Origin of the sequence: Kribbella sp. NPDC051936 (assembly GCF_040680955.1) — a bacterium.
In the GTDB taxonomy this organism is placed as follows: domain Bacteria; phylum Actinomycetota; class Actinomycetes; order Propionibacteriales; family Kribbellaceae; genus Kribbella.
Genome location: NZ_JBFAXS010000014.1, coordinates 40,592 through 61,704, shown reverse-complemented (window position 1 = coordinate 61,704; position 21,113 = coordinate 40,592). Strand labels below are relative to the sequence as shown.

Genomic DNA, 21,113 nt, shown 5'->3' with positions numbered 1-21,113 from the left:
GCGGGGTGTGTCAGGCGCCGGTGATCAGGGCGCCGGCGCCGGCGCGGGCCGCGTCGAACCGAGCCTGGGCGTCGGCCCAGTTCACGACGTTCCACCACGCCTTGACGTAGTCGGGCTTCACGTTCTTGTACTGCAGGTAGAACGCGTGCTCCCACATGTCCAGCATCACCAGCGGGATCTGGCCGGCCGGCAGGTTGCCCTGCTGGTCGTACAGCTGGTGGACCAGGAGCTTCCCGGCCAGCGCGTCCCAGCCGAGGATGGCCCAGCCGGAGCCCTGGATGGTGGTCGCCGCCGCGGTGAAGTGGCCCTGGAAGGCGTCGAACGAACCGAACGCGTCGTCGAGCGCCGCGCCCAGCTCGCCGTCCGGCTTGTCGCCACCGTCCGGCGACAGGTTCTTCCAGAAGATCGAGTGGTTGACGTGACCGCCGAGGTTGAAGGCGAGCGTCTTCTCCAGCCCGACGATCGCGCCGAAGTCACCCTTCTCGCGGGCCTCGGCCAGCTTGTCGAGGGTGTCGTTCAGACCCTTCACGTAGGTCGCGTGGTGCTTGTCGTGGTGCAGCTCCATGATCTCGCCGGCGATGCTCGGCGCGAGTGCGCCGTAGTCGTAGGGGAGGTCGGGAAGCGTGTACGTGGTCAACTCTGCTCCTTCGTCAGGGCCCCGCGCGAGGGCCGATATCTCCGATGTCCTGTCTCAGCGGCACCAGCTTGAAACTTCAACCACGGTTGAGGTCAAGTCGCCACGCGGACGAACGCGGCGTCCCGACCGGTGCCCGATGCGACCGCCCGCACACCCCGGCGTACGCACCGAACACCCCCAGCTTCACATACTCTCCCCGACAACCCACGCGCGAGTCTCACCTCGACCGGCGGACGGCTTCCAGCAGGTCGCGCAGCGTCTTCGCGAACGCCTCCGGACGCTCCACGAAACCGGTGTGGTCGCCGGGGAAACGGGTCGGCTCGACGCCCAGGCCGGCGGCGAGCGCGGTCGAGGTCCGGTCGCAGAGCTGACCGGTGGACTCCGCGCCGATCCCGACCACGACGTCGGCCGCGCGGAGCCGGTCGAAGTCCGGCAGCCAGCTGATCGACTCGCGCATCTCGTGGCCGAACCAGAACCGCTCGGTCGCCAGCTGCTCGGGGTCGCGGTCGGCGCCGAACATCATCTCCACGACCTCGTCGGGCAGCTGGATGTTCGCGACCGCGAAGAACTGCTTCCAGGCGCCGGTCACGTCCCCGGCGAGGTAGTCGGCCATCAGCTTCTCCGACTTCGCCAGCAGCTCGTCCGCATCCGGCAGCAGCCGGTCCAGCGGCGGTTCGTGGGCGATCACGGTCCGGACCAGCTCCGGGTGGTCCTGCGCCAGCGCCAGCGCGCTGACCGCTCCCCCGCTGGAGCCGAGGACGACGGCGGGCCCGGCGTCGACGTGCCGGATCAGCCGGGCCAGGTCGTCGGCCCGCTGCTCGGGCCGCGACGTACCGCCGGCCTCGAGCGTGCTCCGCTTCACGCCGCGCGGATCCGTCGTCAGCACGGTGTGGTCGGCCGCCAGCAGCTCGGCCAGCGGCGCGAACGCTTCCGCGTCCATGGGCGCGCCGACCAGGACCACCAGCGGTCCTGATCCGCGCACCTCGTAGTACAGCTCTGCGTCGGAAACCTTCAGTGTGTTGTTCATGGCAGTGCCACGAACGGGACCGCCCCGAATGGACAGTCAGCTCGAGAAGACGTCCGCGTCCGGTCCGAAGTCGGCTTCCTCGACGACCCGGCGGACCTCGACCTCCTGGCCGAGGGCCTCGGCCAGCCGGGCCGCCCACTCGATCGCCTCGTCGCGGTTGCGGACCTCGACGACGATCATCCCGCCGACCAGCTCCTTGGTCTCCGCGAACGGGCCGTCGGTCACCGTGCGCTTGCCGCCGTCGACACTGACCCGGGCGCCGAGCGAGCTGCGGTGCACGCCTTCGGCGAACAGCAGGACGCCGGCCTTCGACAGGTCCTCGACGACCCCGCCGACCGCCTCGGCCACCTCCGGCGCCGGCAACTTCCCGGCCTCGCTGTCGGCGTCCGCCTTATTGATGATCATGTAACGCATCGCTGCCGCTCCTCGTGGTTTCGGTTCATCACTTACTCTCACGTCGAGCAGGCCCCCGCCGGATCGACACCCTGGGCTCAGAACATTCCCTGGTCACCTCGTACGGCCTGCGCGGACTCCGGCCCGACGGTCAAGCTGAGCCGGCCATTTGAGGGGTTGACCCCTGAGCTTGCCGGTTGACCCTGCGGCATGCGAGGGGTCAACCGGCCATCTGAGGGGTCAACCCCCCAGCCGTGCAGTGACTGCGACGGCACTAGTTGGGCTGGTCGCCGGCCGGGTTGTAGGCGCAGGCGTCGGCCAGGTTCTGGGTCGGGCCCGGGGGTGCGGTGGTCGTCGGGGCGGCCGGCTTGCGGGTGGTGGGCGGCTCGGCCGGGGTGGCCGGTGGGGTGGTCGTCGGCGGCGGCGTGGACTCGAGGGCGTTCTCGACGGTGTCGCGGAGCGCCTGGTAGTCGGGGTGCAGGTACTTCAGGCGGAGCTTCTCGGAGTCGAGCGTGACGTTCGAGACCGTCCCCGACTTCACCTTCAGGGCCAGCTGCACCATCGCGGGCAGCAACTCCTGCGGGATGTCGGTCCGCAGCAGGTGCTGGCCGGCGCGGGCGATCGCCTTGTACTTCGTGACGAGCGTCTGCGGATCGGCCGCGTCGACGATGCTCTTGATCACGCACCGCTGCCGGATCTGCCGCTGGTCGTCGTCGGCGCCGTACCGCCCGCGGGCGAACCACAGTGCGTGCCGTCCGTCGAGGTGCTGGTCGGGTCCGGGTTCGATCCACTCCTTCGGCGGGATGTGCGAGCTGCTGATGCCGCCCATCGCGACCCGCTCGTTGACGTTCACCCGGATCCCGCCGAGCGCGTCGACGATCTCCGGGAAGCTCTGCAGGTTGACCTGCAGGTAGTAGTCGAGCTTCAGCCCGATCGCCTCGCCGACCGACTGCTTCAGCACGTCCGCGCCCTCGTTGTCCGACGGCCCGAGGATGCCCGGGTGTGCGTCCGGCACGTTCTGGTACATCGCGGTCAGCATCCACTCCAGCCGGCCGTCCAGGCTCAGCCCCTCCTTGCCGAAGCCCGCCGGGTAGTACTTGTACAGCGGCGAGTCCGGCGGGAACGGCATGAAGGTCAGGTTCCGCGGCAGCGAGATCAGCGCCGTGTTCCCGGTCCTGGTGTCGATGCTCGCGACGATCACGGTGTCGGTGCGCACACCCTCGCGGCTGGGCGCGTCGTCCCCGCCGAGCAGCAGCAGGTTCAGCCGCTGCTTGTTCTCCCACGGGTCCTTGGTGTTGACCGTCGACGGCCGGGTCGCGCTCTTGCTCTCACCCTGCGCCTGGAAGACGTCCTGCACCAGCGTCCGCTGCGCCAGCACGCTCTGGACACCGACCGCGGCCGGCGCGGCGATCGCGAAGCACAACAGCCCGACGAACAGCGCGCCGAAGGCCCGGCCGCCGGCGCCTCCCGTTGCCGGGCGCAACGACCGGTGCGACGCCACGACGACCACGATCCAGGCGAACGCGAGCGCGCCGATCGCCACCGACATGATCAGCAGCCGGCTCGGTACGACGGTGGCCGCGAGCACCTCGGTACGCCGGGTCAGACCGACGTACACGCCGAGCCCGACCAGGCCGAGGAAGAGCGTGAGCACGAACGCACCGATCCGCCGCCGCCCGCCGATGATCAGCCCGAGTCCTGGAAGGAGCGCGCCCAACAGGGTGGATCCCAGCAAGTTCGGCATCGACCGCGGCCGCTTCGCCGTCGCGCGCGCAGTCCCCATCGGCACCCCTGTCTCCCCGTCGATCCCCCGCTATCAGTGTGCCCCGAAGGATGCACGCTGTACCTGTTCAGACGTGTTACAGGGTCAATCGGTTGTCAAACGGTCAGATGAGCGCCGTCGAACCCGTCGGTCTCGACGAGCGACCGGACCACGGCGGCGATCCGGTCCGGCGGCGTCCACCGGCTGGTGTCGGCGCCCGGCATCGCGGCGCGGTTCGCGGGGGTGTCGATGGTGCCGGGCAGGATGGTGTTCACCCGGATGCCGTCACGCGCGTACTCCGCGTGCAGGGCGTCGGCGAACGCGATCACCCCGGCCTTGGCGGTGATGTACCCGGCCGCGCCGGAGAACGGGTGCTGCGCCGCGCGGCTCGACGTACAAACGATCGCTCCACCACCGGCCGCGACCAGGTGCGGCAGGACCTCCCGGGTGATCAGGTACGTCGGCCGCAGGTTGAGCCGCAGGATGCTCTCGAAGTCCTCGACCGGCGTCTCGTGCACCCGCGCGCCGGACGCGAACCCGCCGACGAGATTGACCAGGGCGGTCAGCGGGGCGTTCTCGTCGGACGCGGCGAGCGCCACGACGTCCGCCGTACCGGCCGGGTCGAACGGGTCGGCGACGATCGGGTTCAGCGCCGGGTCGGTGCCGAGCCGGGCGAGCGACTCCTCGGAACGCCCGGGGACGACGACCCGCCACCCCGCGCGCAGGAACTCCGCGGTCACCGCCACGCCGAGCGCACCGGTGCCACCGGCAACCACCACTGTGTTGGTCATGGCGGCCAGCCTAGGTCCAGCCGGGACTAATCAGGTCGCGGTGGGGACGGGGCGCGGCTAGGTTGGGCGGTTGTGCGGATTCTGATGCTGGGCGGGAACGGGTTTGTCGGGCGCGCGATCGTGGACGACGCGCTGGCCCACGGCCACGAGGTGACGTCGTTCAGTCGCGGGAAGAGCGGGGCGCCGCTGCCCGCGGGCGTGCCGCAGCTGATCGGGGACCGCGAGGCCGGGGACTACGCGGCGCTGCGGACCGGTGAGTGGGACGCGGTGGTGGACACCAGCGGGTTCCGGCCCCGGGACGTCGACCAGGCCATGGACGTGCTCGGCGACCGGGTCGGGCGGTACGTGTTCGTCTCGAGCCACGCGGTCTACGTCCGGGACCTGCCGGCCGGGACCGACGAGACCGCGCCGCGCCGTGAGCCGCTGCGCGATGCCGACGTGCTCACGAACGACACATACGGCCCCTGCAAGGTCGCCTGTGAGGACGACGTCGTCGAGCGGTACGGCGATCGCGCCACGCTCGTCCGCCCCGGCCGGGTCACCGGGCCCGGCGACTCCTCCGGTACGGCGCTGTACTGGATCCGCCGCGGCGCCCGGGGTGGACGGATCGCCCTCCCGACCAGTCCTGAGGCCCCGCTGCAACTGGTCGACAGCCGCGACGTCGCCGGCCTGATCCTGCGTCTCGTCGCCGACAACCGCTCGGGCGCCTACAACGCCGTCGGCCCCGACTCCACCATCGCCGAACTGATCCACACCGCGGCCGACCTGTCCGGCACAACCGCCGACATCATCCCGATCCCGTTCGACGCCGTACCGCCGCGCTTCCCGCTGATGGACCCCGAAGCCGAGTGGGGCGAACGCCGCCGCAACCCAGCCAAGGCCCGCGCCGCCGGCATGCCCGTCACTCCCCTCCGCCAGACCGTCGCGGACGTCCTCCGCTGGGACCGCGACCGGGGCGTCCCACCCCTCGCCATCGGCCTCACCCCAGACGCCGAGGCCACCCTCCTCGCCCACCACAATTTGCCTGGCTGACCCACCAAATTCCGGGTTCTGCACCCTGGTTGCGGGTACAGAACCCCTCATTTCGCTGGCTGACCAGCCAAATTCGGGCGGGCGGCCTACTCGGGCAGCGCGAGGGTTCGGCCGGCGTCCCGGGCGGCGTTGATGGAGCGGGTGAGGGTGTCCTTGAGGGCGGCTGCCTCGTCGGTGAAGCCTTGGACCACGGACGTGTCGCCTACGGGTTCGGTGCGGGCGAGGAGTTCGATGTAGCGGTCGCCGTCCTCCAGTGCCGCCTCGGCGCGCAGGGCGGCGTCGGCGGAGCGGACTCGGTCGGCGTACTGCTCCAGCAGGTCCACCTTGCGGGTGATCGCCTGTGCCGAGAGCGCGAGTGCCCGGCGCTGCGGGCCGAGGACGGCGTCGAGCTCAGCGGTCGCCATGCCGCGTGCGACGTCCGCCTGCCTGGCGCGCAGTACGGTCTGCTCGCGGAGGACCTGCGCGATGTCCCACAGCTGCTCCGGCAGGACCAGCTCGTTCTGCACCTCGTCGAGCAAACCGCGCCGGGTGACCGTTGCCTCAAGCACCGTTTTCACCGCGCGCTGCGCCCGGGTCAGCAGCCGCGCGGCCTGGTCGTCGAAGTCCTGCGGCAGCAGGTACTTCCGGTGCTGCAACCGGACCGCCTTGTGCCCGCGGTCCTCGACTGCCGTCTTCACCAGGATGCCGCCGGTCGCCAGCACCGCGACCCCCGCCAGCCCGACGGATCCCCACGCGGCAACGGACGCCGGCAGCGTGGCGGCCATGATGATCAGCGCCAGGATCCATCCCCCGACACACACCGCAAGCCACACCAGCAACGTCCCGAACGTGTTGCCGGGCGCCGCCGACCACGACGTCTGCCGCTTCGGCCGCGGCGCGTCGGCCGCCACGAACAACTCCGGCCGGCGCTCGTACAAGCGCCGTACGGCGACCGGCACACCCGGCGCGAACACAGGCTCCATCGCCACCTCCGGAGAAGACGTCAGCACTCAGCGTAAGGGGTGTCCGATGTTCCCGCGCCGTCGCGAGGAGGTGCTCGGTGCGGTGCATCGGCGTGCGGGGGCGAAGGTCTCGATGCGGCGCATCGTGGCCTTTGCACCCGTGCGGCGGGGTGCCGTGCCGGGTGCCGCGCAGTAGGCGCGGGGACATCAGACACCCCTTCTCCGCGCGGACAGACCATCGAGGAAGATCGCCAGGCCGAACTCGAACAACTGGTCCAGGTCGTAGTCGTAGTCGAAGCCGTCGGCCAGGAGTTCCTGAAACGCCGTCAGGTTTCCGGCCGCGATCATCGCCGCCAACTGGTCGCCCTGCCGGTCGGCCCACTCGTCCGCGGTCACGCCGGTGTCCTGCTCGGCCTGCGCCTCGGACTCCATCACCAGCGCGATCCCCCGCACATACGCGAACAGGCTGATCGTCGCCGACAACGCCGCGCTCTTCCCGAACCCGCGCAACGCCCGCAGGACGGCGTCCGTGTGCGGCAGCAGCCGCGGCACCAACTGCGGCCGGCTCAAACTGATCGCGCTCGCGAGCCAGAGATGCCGCCGGTACGCCGCCCAGTGCACGCGCGCCACCGCCGTCACCGCGTCTCGCCAACTCCCGGAGACGTCCCGCAACGGAAACTCGCCGATGACCGCGTCGACCATCTGGACGACGAGCGCGTCCTTGCCCCCAACGTAGCGGTAGAGCGCCATCGTCGACACCCCGAGCTCGGTCGCGATCCGGCGCATCGACAACGCCGCGAGCCCCTCGGCGTCCGCGATCGCGATCCCCATCCGGACGATCTCGTCGCGGTCCAGGTCGGGCACGTCATCGGGACCGGCAGCGGTACGCCGGGAGCGCGGCGGCGGACCGACCACGGTCCCGACGCCGGGCGAGGCATGCACGAGCCGGTCGGCCTGCAGCACCTGCAACGCCTTGGTCGCGGTCGCCATCGCCACTCCGAAGTCGCGGACCAATGCCCGCGTCGACGGCACCCGCTCGCCCGGCCGCAGTTCCCCGGCCTCGATCCGCCGCCGCAGCTCGGCGGCGATCACCTGGTACGACGCTTCGCCCATCACCCCTCCTAGTGCACGTACATCGTACGCGCACTATGCCACAGACGCTCACCCTGTTGCCGTCCGCAAGCATCTGGCTGTGGTCGGGGCGCCGTACTTCGTCCGTCTGCTGTGGCGAACGCGGGTGCCCACGCGCTGATCGTCGTGTCAAGATGGGCCGCATGCTGCGCGAACTGCACCTCACCGGCAACCCGGACGCCGACAAGTTGCTCAACGACGACCCGTTCGCCTTGCTGGTCGGCATGCTCCTCGACCAGCAGTACCCGATGGAGCACGCGTTCTCCGGCCCGCTGAAGATCGCGAACCGGATGGACGGTTTCGACCTGCACAAGATCGCCGCGACCGACCTGGAGACGTTCGTCGAGCTCTGCGTCACCCCGCCGGCGATCCACCGGTACGGCGGCTCGATGGCCCGCCGGGTGCACGCGCTCGCGCAGGAGATCATCGCGAAGTACGACGGCGACGCCGCCAACATCTGGCTGGCCGGCCGCCCGAAGCCGGACGGCGCCGAGGTGCTGAAGCGGCTCAGGGCGCTACCGGGGTTCGGGGAGCAGAAGGCGAAGATCTTCCTCGCCCTGCTCGGCAAGCAGCGCGGTGTCACGCCGAAGGGCTGGCGCGAGGCGGCCGGCAACTACGGCGACCGCGGCTCGCGGCGCTCGATCGCCGACGTCACGGACGCCGCGTCCCTGGGCGAGGTGCGCAACTTCAAGAAGGCGGCGAAGGCGGCCGCCAAGGCCTGATCCACGAGACACCGGCGCCCGATCTGTAGCAGCCGGGCGCGGGTTGTCCCTTGTACTCCACGAGATTCCCTGCGAAGTCCGGCGTACCGCTCTATGCTCGCTAGGGCACGGGAGGAGCGCGGATGGACATCCGGGATCTGGATCGCAGGGCCGGTGCGGTGCTCGGGGAAGTCGTGATGCAGGTCCGGCCTGAGCACCTGTGGTTTCCCACCCCGTGCCCGGACTGGACCGTCCGGGGCCTGATGCGCCACCTGGTCAGCCAGAACGAGGGCCTGGCCGCCGCCGCGCTGAACGGGACCGCCTCCGTCCACACCTGGAACAGCGGCCGTCTCGGCGACAACCCGGCCGGCGCCTATCGCCGCTCGAACGTGCGGGTCGCGGACGCATTCGCCGACGGAGGTGCGCTGGACCGGCTGGTGGAGGTCCGCGAGTTCGGCTCGTTCCCACGCCGGATCGCGCTGACCTTCCACCAGCTCGACTGCGTCGTGCACGCCTGGGACCTGGCCCGCGCGATCGACGTCCCGTACAACCCGCCACCGGACATGGTCGAGCAGGCGCTCCAGCTGGCCCGCCGGATCCCCGACACCGACGCGAACCGCGGCGCCGGCTACGCGTTCGAACGCAGCGTCAAGGTCTCCGGCACGGCCCCCGACTTCGACCAGCTACTCGGCCTCCTCGGCCGCAACCCGGAGTGGGTCTCCCCGCTGGACTGAGTAGTCCGGCAGGTCGATCGCGTCCGGCTTCGCGATCGCTGCCTTCGCCAGGGTCCCGGCCATCAGCCGCGACGTCATGACGCGCAGCACGAGATCCCGGTACGCGATCCCGAACCTGCTCATCGGCATCGCCATCTTGATCCCGCCCGGCGGCAGCTCCATCCGCTGCTCGACGTACGCCCGCATCCGGCGCTGGTACGCCGGGAACGCCCGCGCGTGATCGCCGTCCGCGGCGGCCAGCTCGCCCGCGAGGACGTACGCACCGACGAGCGACAGCGCCGTACCGTGGCCGGCCATCGGGGAACCGCAGTACCCGGCGTCACCGACCAGAGCGATCCGCCCGCGGGACCACTCCGGTACGACGACCCGGCTGGTCGAGTCGAGGTAGAAGTCGTCGGCCGCGGCCAGCAGGTTCAGGATGTGCGGGGCGTGCCAGCCGAGCCCCTCGAACCGCGACCGCACCTGCTGCTTCTGTGCCTCGACGTCCCGGCGGTCGTACCTGAGCACCGGCGACCGGAAGCTCAACAGCGCCTTCGCGAACCGCGGATCGCGATCCGGCCGCAGGCCGACCCAGCGCCCGCCCGGCGCGGTGTACAGCTTCATCCAGTGCTTCAGGTCCTCCGGCGCCTCGACCGTGAAGTACGACGTGTAGCCGCCGAGGTGGTGCACGAACTCCTCCTCCGGCCCGAACGCGAGCCGCCGGACCCGGGAGTGCACCCCGTCCGCGCCGAGCACCAGATCGAACCGCCGCCGGGTCCCGCTCGCGAACGTGACGTCGACGCCGCTCGAGTCCTGCGTCAGCTCGGTGACCGAGTCGCCGTACAAGTACTCCACCTCGTGCGTCGCGTCGGCCAGGATCCCGGCCAGGTCGCCCCGCAGGATCTCGATCTCGGCGACCGGCCCCGCGCCGTCGAGAAGCTCCGCGGGCATCGCGGCGGACTGCCGCCCGTCGGCCCGCACGTACGCGAGCCCGCGCTCGTGCAGCTGCCGTTCGGCGACCGCCGGCATCAGCCCCATTCGCTCGGCGACCACCCGCGACACCCCGCGCAGATCCACGGTCTGCCCGCCCGGCCGCGGCCCCGGCGCGATCTCGACCACCGTGGGCGCGAACCCGAACCGCCGCAACCAGAACGCCACCGCCGGCCCCGCGATCCCGCCACCGGAAATCAGCACAGTCTTCATCTCACAACCCCTTAGCTAGTGCGCGTACGCCGTACACGGTGCACTAGATTGGGGAGCCGGGGCCAGCGCGCACTAGTACACCGGCCGTGGTGCACCAGGTCCGCCCGGCGGGGGCGGACCGCCACCACTCACCAAGTGCGGCTGACCGGCCGTGTACGCCCGACGCTGAGCGTGCGACCGCTGCGGCGGGCTTGGTTGGTGAGTGACCCAGGTCCGCCTCAGAGTGAGAGGGCCAGCCGGGTCGCCTGCTCGATCGCCCGCTTGGCGTCGAGTTCGGCGGCTACGTCGGCGCCGCCGATGAGGTGGATCGGGCGGCCGGATTCCCGCAGCGCCTCGGCCAGGTCGCGGACCGGTTCCTGGCCGGCGCAGACGACGATGGTGTCGACCGCCAGGACGCGGGCCTTCTCGCGCTTCGGGCCGAACGTGATGTGCAGGCCTTCGTCGTCGATCCGCTCGTAGTTGACGCCCCGCAACTGCTCGACCTGCTTGTTCTTCAGCGCGGCCCGATGGACCCAGCCCGTCGTCTTGCCGAGCCCGGCGCCGATCTTTCCGGCCTTGCGCTGCAGCAGATACAGCGTGCGCGGCGACGGTTCCGGCCGCGGTACGGCGAGCGCGCCCGGCAGTTGTGTCGGATCGCCGACGCCCCATTCCGCCTTCCAGGCTTCGAGATCCGGCGACGTACCGGTCAGGAACTCGCTGACGTCGACCCCGATCCCGCCGGCCCCGATCACCGCGACCGAGTCCCCGACCGGCTTGCCGTCGCGGACCACCTCGACGTACGAGAGCACCTTGGGATGGTCGATCCCGGGGATCGCCGGCACCCGCGGTACGACGCCGGTCGCGAGCACGATCTCGTCGAAACCGGTCAGGTCGTCGACGCCGGCCCGGCGGCCGAGGTGCACCTGGACGCCGGTCAGGTCGAGCTGCCGCCGGTAGTACCGGATCGTCTCGGCGAACTCCTCCTTGCCCGGGATCCGGCGCGCGATCCCGAACTGCCCGCCGAGCTCGGCGTCCGCCTCGAACAGCTCGACCCGGTGCCCGCGCCCGGCCGCCGTCACCGCCGCCGCCAGCCCGGCCGGCCCGGCCCCGACCACCGCGATGCTCTTCGTCCGCCGGGTCGGCAGCAGCCGCAGCTCGGTCTCGCGGGCCGCCCGCGGGTTGACCATGCAGCTCGCCTTCTTCTTCGCGAACACGTGGTCGAGGCACGCCTGGTTGCAGGCGATGCAGACGTTGATCTCGTCGGCCCGATCGGTCGTTGCCTTCAGCACCCACTCCGGGTCGGCCAGGAACGGCCGGGCCATGCTGACCAGATCGGCGTCGCCGCGGGCCAGCACCTCCTCGGCGACCTGCGGCAGGTTGATCCGGTTCGACGTGACCACAGGGATCTGCACGTGCGGCTTGAACGCCGCGGTCACGCTGGTGAACGCGGCCCGCGGCACCGACGTGACGATGGTCGGGACTCGCGCCTCGTGCCAGCCGATCCCGGTGTTGATGATCGACGCCCCGGCCGCCTCGATCTCGCGGCCGAGCGTGACCACGTCGTCCCAGGTCTGCCCGCCCTCGACCAGGTCGGCCATCGACAACCGGTAGATGATCAGGAACTCGTCGCCGACCCGCTCCCGGGTCCGCCGGACGATCTCGACCGCGAGCCGGCGGCGGTTCTCCGGGCTGCCGCCCCAGCGGTCGGTCCGCCGGTTCGTCCGCTCGGACAGGAACTGGTTGATGAAGTACCCCTCCGAGCCCATGATCTCGACGCCGTCGTACCCGGCGTCGCGGGCGAGCGCCGCGCAGTCGACGTACGCCTGGATCTGCTTCCGGACGCCGCGATCGGACAGCGCCCGCGGCCTGAACGGGTTGATCGGGGCCTTCAGCGCGGACGCGGAGACACTGAACGGGTGGTACGAGTACCGGCCGGCGTGCAGAATCTGCAGCGCGATCCGGCCGCCCGCTTCGTGCACGGCGCCGGTCAGCAGCCGGTGCCTGCGCGCCTGCCGCTTGGTCATCAGCGTGGACCCGAACGGCGTGAGCCAGCCGGTCCGGTTCGGCGCGTAGCCGCCGGTGACCATCAGCCCGACGCCGCCGCGGGCGCGCTCGGCGAAGTACGCGGCGAGCTTGGGCAGGTCACTCAACCGGTCCTCGAGGCCGGTGTGCATCGACCCCATGATCACCCGGTTCGGCAGCACTACATGGCCGAGGTCGAGCGGCTCCAGCAGCTTCGGGTACGAACTCATCGGCTGTCCTTCCGGAGGGCGTCGATCACCTCGTCGCACCAGGCGACGAAGGACTCCTCGGCGCGGATCCCGCCGCGCAGTACGAGGTACTGATGCAGATCCCGGCCGTGCAGCGTGGCCGGCTTCGGGAAGTCGCGTTTCTGGATCCCGCGGTACACCTCGCGCCGCGTCGCGTGCTCGGCCCGGTGCCGCTCGATCTCCTGCAGCACCACGTCGACCGAACCGAGCGAGGCGCCGCGCAGTTTCACGCCGAGCCCGTCCCGGAGGACGGCCGGGTCCTCCGGCTCGGCCAGCCAGCGCGACAACTCCGCACGCCCGGCCGCCGCGACCCGGTAGACCTTCTTGTCCGGGCGGCCGTCCTGCGCGATCTCGGTGTGTTTCACCCAGCCGGCCTCGTCCATCCGCCGCAGCACCCGGTAGATCTGCTGGTGCGTGGCCGGCCAGAAGTACCCGATCGACCGGTCGAACCGCCGGGCCAGCTCGTACCCGGACCCGGCCCGTTCGGTCAGCGAAACCAGAATCGCGTGCTCCAGCGCCATTCCTGGAGCGTACCTATGCAACTCGTTGCAGTGCACTTGATTGCATTCCAGGTCACATCGCTTGTCCGGACAAGGTTGATGAGGTCTGAGAGAATGGTTGCAGACGCCATCTATCCCGGAGCGGAGTATCCATGAACCACCCGACGAAGACGACGTTGCCCGGTATCGGCTTGCGGTACGACCTGGTCACCGACGCCGGCAAACACGTCTCGGTGGTGGTGCACAACGACGGGCGCCGGTTCCTCGGCTTCCACAATCCCGAGGACGACGACGAGTGCCAGGCCAGCGTCCCCTTAGGGCAGGACGAGGCCGCCGCGCTCGCGAGTCTGCTGATCCCGGAACCGCTCGACCCGGTCCGCGGTGAGATCGAGATCGACCTGGTCACCGAGCACATCCCGGTCACCGCCAGGTCGCCGTACTCCGGGCGGACGCTCGGTGACACCCAGGCCCGCAGCCGGACCGGCGCGTCGATCGTCGCGGTCCTGCGCCGCACCGGGGCGACGCCGTCGCCGACGCCGGACTTCCGGTTCGCAACCGGCGACACGCTCGTCGTGGTCGGCACCCGCGAAGGTGTGGACGCCGTGGCCGACCTGATCGCCGGGGGCTGAGCATGCACGAGAACATCACCGCCCTGCTGATCGAGCTGGGCGCGGTCATCCTTGCCCTCGGCATCCTCGGCCGGATCGCCGGCCGGCTCGGGTTCTCGCCGATCCCGCTGTACCTGCTGGCCGGGCTCGCGTTCGGGCACGGCGGCCTGCTGCCGCTGGCGGCGAGCGAGGAGTTCGTTGCCACCGGCGCCGAGATCGGCGTGATCCTGCTGCTGTTGCTGCTCGGACTCGAGTACACCGCGTCGGATCTGGTCGGCACGCTGAAGACGCAGTACATCTCCGGCGCGGTCGACTTCCTGCTGAACGCGTTGCCCGGTGCGGCTGTCGCGTTGCTGCTCGGCTGGGGCCCGGTGGCGGCGGTCGCGCTGGCCGGCGTCACCTGGATTTCCTCGTCCGGTGTGATCGCGAAGGTCGTCGGCGACCTCGGACGGCTGGGCAACCGGGAAACGCCGGTGGTGCTCGGGATCCTGGTGCTCGAGGACCTGTCGATGGCGGTCTACCTGCCGATCCTCACCGCCCTGCTGGCCGGTGTCGGACTGGCCGGCGGGAGCATGACGCTGCTGATCTCGCTCGGCACGGTGAGCATCGTGCTGTTCGTCGCGCTCCGATACGGGCGGGTGATCAGCCGGGCGGTCTCCTCGGACAACCCGGAGATGCTGCTGCTCGTCGTCCTCGGCCTGACGCTGCTCGTCGCGGGGATCGCACAGCAACTGCAGGTGTCGGCGGCGGTCGGCGCGTTCCTGGTCGGGATCGCGTTGTCCGGCGAGGTGGCGCACGGCGCCCGGAACCTGCTCAGCCCGCTGCGGGACCTGTTCGCCGCGGTGTTCTTCGTGTTCTTCGGCCTGAGCACGGATCCGGCGAAGATCCCGCCGGTGCTGGCGGTCGCGTTCGGGCTGGCGATCCTCACCGGGCTGACCAAGATCGCCACCGGCTGGTACGCCGCCCGGCGCGCCGGCATCTCGCCCGCGGGTCGCTGGCGGGCCGGCGGGACGCTGGTCGCGCGCGGCGAGTTCTCGATCGTCATCGCCGGTCTCGCGGTGGGTGTCGAGCCGAAGCTCGGCCCGCTCGCCACGGCGTACGTCCTGATCCTCGTCATCCTCGGACCGGTCGCGGCCCGCTACACCGAGCCGATCGCCCGCCGCCTGACCCGCAAACCGCGGCAGCCGACCGACGCCCCGGCCGCGGAGCGTCTGGACGACACAGCCACGGCGCCATCGTCACCCACAAGCTGATCGGCGACGCGGACCGCCACCACTCACCAACCACCGCTGGTGCCCCGACTACTGCCGGGCTTGAGCGTGCGCCGACTCGTGCACTGCCAGTTGGTGAGTGCGGGGCGTCCGCCCGACCGGCGGAGCGTCAGCGTGCGCGGATGCCGGCGGCTGCCCGGGCGACGGTCTCGGCGATCCGCCGTGCTCGCGTCTCCGGGCGCTTCGCGAGGGTGATCCATTCGAGGATCGTGCGGCGGGTGGACGGTGGGAAGGCGCGGAACTGCTCGTCCGCCTGCGGGTCGGCCGCGAGCGCGGCCTGCAGATCGGGCGGGACGATCAGGTTCTGCGCGTCCGCCAGCAGGTCCCACGTGCCGGTCCGCCGGGCGTGCGCCAGCAACTCCTCCCCCGGCGCGCGCATCAGGCCGGCCGCGGTCAGCCGCTCGACCCGCTCGCGATTCACCTTGCTCCAGGTGCTCCGCGGGTTCCGCGGTGTGAAGCACTGGTACGTCGTCCGCTCGTCGCGCCGCACCGTCTTGCTGTCGATCCACCCGAAGCACAGGGCGTGCTCGACCGCGGCCGCGAGGTTCAGGCCGTCGGCCTCGCGGTGCACCACGAGCCAGACGGATCGTTCACTCCGGCCGTTGGCTTCCAGCCAGGCACGCCACTCGTCCGCATCCACGCAGTCCAAGGTCTCCATGGGACCAGCTTGCGCCGGATAAGTGCTCATCCAATGAGCAGTTTTTCTCCGCGTTCGTGCGCGAGCAGCGCCCGCTTGCGCTCGATGCCGCCGCCGTACCCGGTGAGACTCCCGGTCGATCCGACCAGCCGGTGGCACGGGACGATGATGCTGACCGGGTTCTTCCCGTTGGCCAGTCCGACCGCGCGGGCCGACTGCGGCTTCAGCCCGAGGTCCGCGGCGAGCCCGCCGTACGTCGTGGTGACGCCGTACGGGATGTCCTGGAGAGCGGCCCAGATCCGGCGCTGGAAGTCCGTCCCGGTCAGGAGCAGCGGTACGTCGAAGGTCGTGCGGCCGTGGTGGAAGTACTCGTCGAGCTGCTCGGCCGCACCGGACAGGGCGGAGTCGTCGCGATCGCCGAATCTGGTCCGATCGGGGCGGTACCGCTGCTTGTCCATGAACAGGCCGGTCAGCTCGCCCGCGTCGGTGCCCACCAGGGTGAGCGGACCGAGCGGGCTGTCGACGACGGCGTACGTCACCGGGTGGACTCCCACTGCGCGCGGTCGATCCGGTAGAACACGTGCCGGCGCAGCCGATGGCCTTCCGGGATCCGCGGGTGGTCGAAGTCCCCGGGCTCGTCGTGCGTCATCCCGATCCGCTGCATCACCCGCTGGGACGGCAGGTTGGTGGTCGTGGTGAACGACACCACCTCGTCCAGCCCGGCCGGGCCGAACCCGTGCGCGAGCGCAGCGCGGGCCGCCTCGGTCGCATAACCGTTGCCCCAGGCACCTTTCGCGAGCCGCCAGCCGATCTCCACGGCCGGCATGAAGTGCGCCTCGAAGCTCGGCACCGACAATCCGGTGAAACCGATGAACTCACCGGTGTCCCGGACCTCCAGCGCCCACAGGCCCCAGCCGCGCTCGTCGATCAGCGGCCGGTTCCGGTCGATCAGCGCGTCACTCTGCTCGCGCGTCTGCGGCGCCGGGAAGTGCTCCATCACCGCCGGGTCGGTGTTCAGCGCTGCGAACGGTTCCCGGTCGGAATCGCGCCAGTTCCGGAGCAGCAGGCGGTCGGTGGTCAGTTCGGTCATCGTCACTCCGCGGGGATCGTGTTGATCGCGTGGTCACCGTTGGCCCACAGGTACTGCACGGCGTACGCACGCCAGGGCCGCCACGCGCGGGCGTGGTCGGTCAGGAGTTTGGGGGCCTCGGGCAAGCCTAGGTCACGCGCCGCGTAACGGATACCGAGATCGCTGGCCACGAAGGCGTCCGGATCACCGAGCGCGCGCATCGCGATCGACTCCACCGTCCAGGGCCCGATCCCGGGCAGGGCGGCCAACTGCTCGCGCGCACGGTCCCAGTCGGCGCCGGCCCCGAGGTCGATTTCACCGGCCGCGAGCGTCGCGATCAGCGTGGTGAGCGTCGTACGGCGGGACTTCGGGAACGCGAGCGTCTCCGGGTCGAGCCCGGCCAGCGCCTGCATCGTCGGGAACAGGTGCGTGAGCCCGCCGGACGGGTCCTCGATCGGCTCGCCGTGCTGCAGGACCAGGCGCTGCGCGTGGGTCCGGGCCGCCGCCGTCGACACCTGCTGCCCGAGCACCGCCCGGACGGCGAACTCCTCGCCGTCGACGGTGTGCGGGACACGTCGGCCCGGGGCCTTCGCGATCAGCGGAGCGAGCACCGGATCGGTGCCGAGCAGGTCGTCGACGGCGACCGGGTCCGCGTCCAGGTCGAGCATCCGGCGGCAACGGCTGATCGCGATCGCGAGGTCGCGCTGGTCGGTCAGCGAGAGCTGGCAGGCGATGTGGTCCGGCATCGGCCGCAGCGCGACGACACCGTGACCGTGCGGGAGCCGCAACGTGCGGCGGTAGTGACCGTCGCGCCACTCCTCCACCCCCGGTACGCCGGTCGCGATCAGATGGCCGAACAGGTTGTCGGGCGTCAACGGCGCGCGGAACGGGAGCCGGAGCGAGATCGTGCCGGGCGCCGCGGTCGTCGTCCCCCGGCGAGCCCGCCGGCGCAGCTCGGTCGGCGCCAGCGCGAAGACTTCCTGAACGGTCTCGTTGAACGTCCGCACGCTCGAGAACCCGGCGGCGAACGCGACGTCCGCCATCTGCAGCTCGCTCGTCTCGATCAGCAGGCGCGCGGTCTGTGCCCGCTGCGCACGGGCAAGCGCGAGCGGGCCGGCGCCGAGCTCGGCCTGGAGCTGGCGCTGCACCTGACGGACGCTGTAACCGAGCCGGCCGGCCAGGCCCGGTACGCCGTCGCGGTCGACGACGCCGTCCGCGATCAGGCGCATCGCCCGCGCGACCAGGTCGGCGCGATCGTTCCACTCCGGCGAGCCCGGGCTCGCGTCCGGCCGGCACCGCTTGCAGGCCCGGAAACCGGCCTGCTGGGCGGCGGCCGCGCTCGGGTAGAACCGCATGTTCTCGACCTTCGGCGGCACCACCGGGCAACTCGGCCGGCAATAGATCTTGGTCGTCAGCACCGCCGTGAAGAACCACCCGTCGAACCGGGCGTCCTTGGACTGCACCGCGCGGACGCATCGCTCCCTGCACTCGTACACGCCCTCCAGCATCCCTGCCGCCACCGACAGTCGCTAGCGGATTTACGACCTGGAGGTGGAGGGCCGGTCGCGGGAATGCGACATGAGGATCCGGTGGCGGATTCTCGCCAGCGTCGGCGGACCCGGGCCGCTGGACTGGAAGACATGAACGAACTGATTGGCAAGAAGGCCCTGGTGACCGGCGGCAGCCGCGGGATCGGCGCGGCGACGGCGGTGGCGCTCGCGGAGCGCGGAGCGGACGTCGCGATCACCTACAACTCGTCGGCGGACGCCGCGGCCGCGGTGGTGAAGGAGATCGAGGCACTCGGGCGGCGCGGATTCGCGTACGCCGTCGACTCGGGTGACGCGGTCGCGGTCGCGGACGGCGTCCGCCGGGCCGCGGAATCCCTGGGCGGGCTGGACATCCTGGTCAACAACGCCGGCGTCGGCGCGATCGCCCCGATCACCGATCTCGCACCGCAGGACGTCGACCGCGTGCTCGCCGTGAACATCCGGGGCGTGTACGCCGCCACGCAGGCCGCCGTACCGCTGCTGTCCGACGGGGCCCGCCTCATCCACCTGGGCAGCTGCGCCGCCGCGCGCGTGACGAGCCCCGGGATGACGCTGTACGCGATGAGCAAGGCCGCGCTGGTGGGCCTGAGCAAGGCGCTCGCCCGCGAGCTCGGCGCACGCAACATCACCTCCAACGTCGTCCAGCCCGGGCCGACCGACACCGACATGAACCCGTCCGACGGCCCGTTCGCGGCGCCCCAGATCGCCGACCTGGCCCTCGACCGCTTCGGCACCCCCGCCGAGGTGGCCGCCGCGGTCGCCTACCTGTCCGGCCCGCACGCCGCGTACATCACCGGCACCGAGCTCACCATCGACGGCGGCCACACCGCCTGATCCACCCGGCACCCACTCCGTCACCGGAGGGGATATCCCCTCGAGTCGGGGGTTCTTCGTTGACATACCGCGGGAGAACCCCCAGCAAGAGGGGTTATCCCCTCGAATGGGTGAACGGCGGCGGGCCGAGGTGGGCTCGGTTGTCGGTGGGTGGGGTTAGCGTCAGGTGGGTGAAGTTCTCGGTGACGGTGGGGGCGGTGGGGGTCGGGCGGGATCCGCGCGGGCTGGCGGAGCTTGCCCGGGTGGTGGAGGACTCCGGGTGGGACGGGTTCTTCCTGGAGGACTACCTCGTCTACCAGGGGGACGCGTCCCACCCGACGTACGACCCGTGGATCTGTCTGGCCGCCATGGCGATGGCCACCGAGCGGATCCGGATCGGGACGACCGTCACTCCACTGCCCCGGCGCCGGCCGTGGAAGGTGGCTGCCGAGGCGGTGGCACTGGACCAACTGTCCGGCGGCCGGATGATCCTCGGAGTGGGCATCGGGGATCCCGGCGATCCGTTCCTGGAGGCCAACAGCCCGCGGGTCCTGGCGGAGATGCTCGACGAAGGGCTGGCGATCATCGACGAGCTGTGGACGGGCCGCCCGGTGACCTTCCGCGGGAAGCATTACACGCTGGAGAACGCACAGCTGACGGCGCGGCCGGTGCAGGCGCCGCGGATACCGATCTGGGTAGGAGGCAACTTTCTTGTGCCCGCGGTGCGGCGGCGGATCCTGCGGTGGGACGGATCGTGTGCTTACAAAGGCAGTACGGACGCACCGCGGCAGATCACGCCCGCGGATGTCGTCGGGCTGTTGGCAGCGGGCGCGTCCGACGTGAAGGTGAGTGGCGGGGACCCGGGCGCGTTCGCGGCGGCGGGTGCCACGTGGTGGGGGCGGTGGATCGCGCCGATGCCGGCGGACGAGACCCTGGCGATCGTGCGCCAGGGGCCGCCGGCGCTCTGAACCGTTGACAGCGCGACGGCTCCGGTGCAGACTGCGGATGTTTTTAACGTTCAAAACCCCCGGGGGAGGTCGCTGTGGCTACCTTGAAGCAGGTTGCCGCCCACGCGGAGGTCTCCGTGCAGACGGTGTCGAACGCGCTGAACGCTCCGCACCGCCTCCGCCCGGACACGCTCGAACGGGTGAACCGCTCGATCGAGCTGCTCAACTACCGGCCCAATCGTAACGCCCGCAGTCTGCGCACCAGCGCGGTCGAACTGATCGGGTACTGCGTGCCGAGCTGGCCGAACCAGACGCACCTGGTGATGGACCAGTTCCTGCACGCGCTGTGCGCCGCCGCGGAACGCACCGGCCGGCACATCCTGCTGTTCACCGCACCGGGCGGCGTCGACGGTATGCCGACGTACGACGACCTGCACGCGCGCCGGCTGGTCGACGGGTTCGTGCTGTCGCAGACCGAGACGCACGACCCGCGGCACGGGTGGCTGAAACAGGAGGGCATCCCGTTCGTCAGCTTCGGCCGGGTGTGGAAGGAAACCACCCAGCCCGGCGCGTGGGTCGACGTCGACGGTGCCGCCGGCTCCGCGACTGCGGTCCGGCACCTGCACGCGACCGGCCGTCGCCGGATCGCGTTCCTGGGCTGGCCGAAGACGTCGGGCCTGGCCGAGGATCGGGCCGGCGGGTGGCGCGACGCGTGTACGGACCTCGGGCTGCCGACCGCCGGGCTGGCGGTCCGTTGCCGCGAGGACACCATCGAGGACGGCGCCCGCGCGACCGCGCGGCTGCTCGACGACGACGGCGCCGTCGACGGGATCGTTGCCCTGAGCGACATCCTCGCGCTCGGCGCGCTCCGCGAGCTGACCCGCCGCGGTCTCGCTCCCGGCCGCGACGTCGGCGTCACCGGCTTCGACGACTCGCCGCTCGCGGAGGTCGTCTCCCCCGGCCTGACCAGCCTCCGGCAACCGATGGACCGGATCGCCGAGGAGCTGATCACGATCCTGACCGGTAGGCCCGGTGACACCGCACCGGCCGGACGTCTGCTGCAACCGGAACTGGTGATCAGGGGCAGCTCGGCCCCTGGCTGATTTCGGCGCTTCTCCCCGGGCGCCGCGAGAAGGAGGAA

Annotated in this window: 22 protein-coding genes; 8 read left to right on the top strand and 14 right to left on the bottom strand. The window is 71.1% G+C overall.

Annotated elements, in window-relative coordinates:
• Nucleotides 1–10: 10 nt before the first annotated feature.
• From AB0L64_RS38545 to AB0L64_RS38525, 5 genes are all read right to left on the bottom strand, one after another.
• Nucleotides 11–637: a superoxide dismutase gene (locus AB0L64_RS38545; RefSeq protein WP_355701171.1), complete on the bottom strand. Its 627-nt coding sequence runs from the start codon at nt 635–637 to the stop codon at nt 11–13.
• Nucleotides 638–854: 217 nt separating this feature from the next.
• Nucleotides 855–1,664 carry an alpha/beta hydrolase gene (locus AB0L64_RS38540; protein ID WP_363717916.1) on the bottom strand — a complete coding sequence of 270 codons (810 nt, stop codon included), beginning with the start codon at nt 1,662–1,664 and terminating at the stop codon, nt 855–857.
• 36 nt (nt 1,665–1,700) lie between these two features.
• Entirely contained in the window at nt 1,701–2,078 is a 378-nt protein-coding gene (locus AB0L64_RS38535; RefSeq protein WP_363717915.1) for a YciI family protein, read from the bottom strand.
• A gap of 253 nt (nt 2,079–2,331) precedes the next feature.
• Nucleotides 2,332–3,840 carry an LCP family protein gene (locus AB0L64_RS38530; protein WP_363717914.1) on the bottom strand — a complete coding sequence of 503 codons (1,509 nt, stop codon included), beginning with the start codon at nt 3,838–3,840 and terminating at the stop codon, nt 2,332–2,334.
• 95 nt (nt 3,841–3,935) lie between these two features.
• Nucleotides 3,936–4,610 (bottom strand): SDR family NAD(P)-dependent oxidoreductase, encoded by a 675-nt coding sequence (locus AB0L64_RS38525; RefSeq protein ID WP_363717913.1) that lies wholly within the window; start codon nt 4,608–4,610, stop codon nt 3,936–3,938.
• A 72-nt stretch (nt 4,611–4,682) separates the two neighbouring features.
• Between AB0L64_RS38525 and AB0L64_RS38520 the strand changes: the two genes are divergently transcribed.
• On the top strand, nt 4,683–5,642 hold the full coding sequence (locus tag AB0L64_RS38520) for an NAD-dependent epimerase/dehydratase family protein (RefSeq protein ID WP_363717912.1): 960 nt from the start codon (nt 4,683–4,685) through the stop codon (nt 5,640–5,642).
• 86 nt (nt 5,643–5,728) lie between these two features.
• Here AB0L64_RS38520 and AB0L64_RS38515 read toward each other — a convergent pair whose 3' ends face one another.
• The gene (locus AB0L64_RS38515; protein WP_363717911.1) at nt 5,729–6,604 is read right to left on the bottom strand and encodes a hypothetical protein; all 876 of its coding nucleotides are present in this window, start codon (nt 6,602–6,604) and stop codon (nt 5,729–5,731) included.
• Nucleotides 6,605–6,790: 186 nt separating this feature from the next.
• The gene (locus AB0L64_RS38510) at nt 6,791–7,696 is read right to left on the bottom strand and encodes a GntR family transcriptional regulator (RefSeq protein WP_363717910.1); all 906 of its coding nucleotides are present in this window, start codon (nt 7,694–7,696) and stop codon (nt 6,791–6,793) included.
• Nucleotides 7,697–7,857: 161 nt separating this feature from the next.
• On the opposite strand from AB0L64_RS38510, the gene AB0L64_RS38505 reads away from it, so the two are divergent.
• Nucleotides 7,858–8,436 carry an HhH-GPD-type base excision DNA repair protein gene (locus AB0L64_RS38505; RefSeq protein ID WP_359927147.1) on the top strand — a complete coding sequence of 193 codons (579 nt, stop codon included), beginning with the start codon at nt 7,858–7,860 and terminating at the stop codon, nt 8,434–8,436.
• Nucleotides 8,437–8,558: 122 nt separating this feature from the next.
• Complete coding sequence (locus AB0L64_RS38500) at nt 8,559–9,149, top strand: TIGR03086 family metal-binding protein (protein ID WP_359927149.1); 591 nt, start codon at nt 8,559–8,561, stop codon at nt 9,147–9,149.
• On the opposite strand, the gene AB0L64_RS38495 is transcribed toward AB0L64_RS38500, so the two are convergent.
• The 3 genes from AB0L64_RS38495 to AB0L64_RS38485 all read right to left on the bottom strand — a co-directional run bounded on the left by AB0L64_RS38495 (nt 9,099) and on the right by AB0L64_RS38485 (nt 13,101).
• The gene (locus AB0L64_RS38495) at nt 9,099–10,331 is read right to left on the bottom strand and encodes an FAD-dependent monooxygenase (RefSeq protein WP_363717909.1); all 1,233 of its coding nucleotides are present in this window, start codon (nt 10,329–10,331) and stop codon (nt 9,099–9,101) included. The genes AB0L64_RS38500 and AB0L64_RS38495 overlap by 51 nt on opposite strands.
• Nucleotides 10,332–10,549: 218 nt before the next feature.
• Nucleotides 10,550–12,562, bottom strand: coding sequence for an NADPH-dependent 2,4-dienoyl-CoA reductase (locus tag AB0L64_RS38490; protein ID WP_363717908.1), 2,013 nt, complete (start codon nt 12,560–12,562; stop codon nt 10,550–10,552).
• Nucleotides 12,559–13,101, bottom strand: a complete 543-nt coding sequence (locus tag AB0L64_RS38485) for a PadR family transcriptional regulator (RefSeq protein ID WP_363717907.1) — start codon at nt 13,099–13,101, stop codon at nt 12,559–12,561. The genes AB0L64_RS38490 and AB0L64_RS38485 overlap by 4 nt, the downstream gene beginning before the upstream one ends.
• A 131-nt stretch (nt 13,102–13,232) precedes the next feature.
• On the opposite strand from AB0L64_RS38485, the gene AB0L64_RS38480 reads away from it, so the two are divergent.
• Together AB0L64_RS38480 and AB0L64_RS38475 are read left to right on the top strand one after the other, a co-directional pair.
• Nucleotides 13,233–13,709, top strand: coding sequence for a TrkA C-terminal domain-containing protein (locus AB0L64_RS38480; protein WP_363717906.1), 477 nt, complete (start codon nt 13,233–13,235; stop codon nt 13,707–13,709).
• Nucleotides 13,710–13,711: 2 nt separating this feature from the next.
• Nucleotides 13,712–14,941 (top strand): cation:proton antiporter, encoded by a 1,230-nt coding sequence (locus AB0L64_RS38475; RefSeq protein ID WP_363717905.1) that lies wholly within the window; start codon nt 13,712–13,714, stop codon nt 14,939–14,941.
• A 127-nt stretch (nt 14,942–15,068) separates the two neighbouring features.
• Here the strand turns inward: AB0L64_RS38475 and AB0L64_RS38470 are convergent, their stop codons facing one another.
• Genes AB0L64_RS38470 through AB0L64_RS38455 form a run of 4 tightly spaced genes read right to left on the bottom strand, consistent with a single transcriptional unit; the run spans nt 15,069 to nt 18,161 of the window.
• Nucleotides 15,069–15,617 carry a YdeI/OmpD-associated family protein gene (locus AB0L64_RS38470; RefSeq protein WP_363717904.1) on the bottom strand — a complete coding sequence of 183 codons (549 nt, stop codon included), beginning with the start codon at nt 15,615–15,617 and terminating at the stop codon, nt 15,069–15,071.
• A gap of 26 nt (nt 15,618–15,643) precedes the next feature.
• Entirely contained in the window at nt 15,644–16,135 is a 492-nt protein-coding gene (locus AB0L64_RS38465; RefSeq protein WP_363717903.1) for a methylated-DNA--[protein]-cysteine S-methyltransferase, read from the bottom strand.
• Nucleotides 16,132–16,686: a GNAT family N-acetyltransferase gene (locus AB0L64_RS38460; protein ID WP_363717902.1), complete on the bottom strand. Its 555-nt coding sequence runs from the start codon at nt 16,684–16,686 to the stop codon at nt 16,132–16,134. The genes AB0L64_RS38465 and AB0L64_RS38460 overlap by 4 nt, the downstream gene beginning before the upstream one ends.
• Nucleotides 16,687–16,688: 2 nt before the next feature.
• Nucleotides 16,689–18,161, bottom strand: a complete 1,473-nt coding sequence (locus AB0L64_RS38455) for an AlkA N-terminal domain-containing protein (RefSeq protein WP_363717901.1) — start codon at nt 18,159–18,161, stop codon at nt 16,689–16,691.
• 144 nt (nt 18,162–18,305) lie between these two features.
• Between AB0L64_RS38455 and AB0L64_RS38450 the strand changes: the two genes are divergently transcribed.
• The 3 genes from AB0L64_RS38450 (at nt 18,306) to AB0L64_RS38440 (ending at nt 21,075) form a co-directional block, all read left to right on the top strand.
• Nucleotides 18,306–19,046: an SDR family oxidoreductase gene (locus AB0L64_RS38450; protein ID WP_363717900.1), complete on the top strand. Its 741-nt coding sequence runs from the start codon at nt 18,306–18,308 to the stop codon at nt 19,044–19,046.
• 170 nt (nt 19,047–19,216) lie between these two features.
• Nucleotides 19,217–19,993: an LLM class flavin-dependent oxidoreductase gene (locus AB0L64_RS38445; RefSeq protein ID WP_363717899.1), complete on the top strand. Its 777-nt coding sequence runs from the start codon at nt 19,217–19,219 to the stop codon at nt 19,991–19,993.
• A 74-nt stretch (nt 19,994–20,067) separates the two neighbouring features.
• The gene (locus AB0L64_RS38440) at nt 20,068–21,075 is read left to right on the top strand and encodes a LacI family DNA-binding transcriptional regulator (protein WP_363717898.1); all 1,008 of its coding nucleotides are present in this window, start codon (nt 20,068–20,070) and stop codon (nt 21,073–21,075) included.
• Nucleotides 21,076–21,113 lie beyond the last annotated feature (38 nt).

What these genes read in the sequence shown, in the direction of transcription:
- AB0L64_RS38540 (WP_363717916.1), bottom strand. Translation starts at nt 1,664, where the DNA reads ATGAACAACACACTGAAGGTTTCCGACGCAGAGCTGTACTACGAGGTG.
- AB0L64_RS38535 (WP_363717915.1), bottom strand. Translation starts at nt 2,078, where the DNA reads ATGCGTTACATGATCATCAATAAGGCGGACGCCGACAGCGAGGCCGGG.
- AB0L64_RS38530 (WP_363717914.1), bottom strand. Translation starts at nt 3,840, where the DNA reads ATGGGGACTGCGCGCGCGACGGCGAAGCGGCCGCGGTCGATGCCGAAC.
- AB0L64_RS38525 (WP_363717913.1), bottom strand. Translation starts at nt 4,610, where the DNA reads ATGACCAACACAGTGGTGGTTGCCGGTGGCACCGGTGCGCTCGGCGTG.
- AB0L64_RS38515 (WP_363717911.1), bottom strand. Translation starts at nt 6,604, where the DNA reads ATGGAGCCTGTGTTCGCGCCGGGTGTGCCGGTCGCCGTACGGCGCTTG.
- AB0L64_RS38510 (WP_363717910.1), bottom strand. Translation starts at nt 7,696, where the DNA reads ATGGGCGAAGCGTCGTACCAGGTGATCGCCGCCGAGCTGCGGCGGCGG.
- AB0L64_RS38505 (WP_359927147.1), top strand. Translation starts at nt 7,858, where the DNA reads ATGCTGCGCGAACTGCACCTCACCGGCAACCCGGACGCCGACAAGTTG.
- AB0L64_RS38500 (WP_359927149.1), top strand. Translation starts at nt 8,559, where the DNA reads ATGGACATCCGGGATCTGGATCGCAGGGCCGGTGCGGTGCTCGGGGAA.
- AB0L64_RS38495 (WP_363717909.1), bottom strand. Translation starts at nt 10,331, where the DNA reads ATGAAGACTGTGCTGATTTCCGGTGGCGGGATCGCGGGGCCGGCGGTG.
- AB0L64_RS38490 (WP_363717908.1), bottom strand. Translation starts at nt 12,562, where the DNA reads ATGAGTTCGTACCCGAAGCTGCTGGAGCCGCTCGACCTCGGCCATGTA.
- AB0L64_RS38485 (WP_363717907.1), bottom strand. Translation starts at nt 13,101, where the DNA reads ATGGCGCTGGAGCACGCGATTCTGGTTTCGCTGACCGAACGGGCCGGG.
- AB0L64_RS38480 (WP_363717906.1), top strand. Translation starts at nt 13,233, where the DNA reads ATGAACCACCCGACGAAGACGACGTTGCCCGGTATCGGCTTGCGGTAC.
- AB0L64_RS38475 (WP_363717905.1), top strand. Translation starts at nt 13,712, where the DNA reads ATGCACGAGAACATCACCGCCCTGCTGATCGAGCTGGGCGCGGTCATC.
- AB0L64_RS38470 (WP_363717904.1), bottom strand. Translation starts at nt 15,617, where the DNA reads ATGGAGACCTTGGACTGCGTGGATGCGGACGAGTGGCGTGCCTGGCTG.
- AB0L64_RS38460 (WP_363717902.1), bottom strand. Translation starts at nt 16,686, where the DNA reads ATGACCGAACTGACCACCGACCGCCTGCTGCTCCGGAACTGGCGCGAT.
- AB0L64_RS38450 (WP_363717900.1), top strand. Translation starts at nt 18,306, where the DNA reads ATGAACGAACTGATTGGCAAGAAGGCCCTGGTGACCGGCGGCAGCCGC.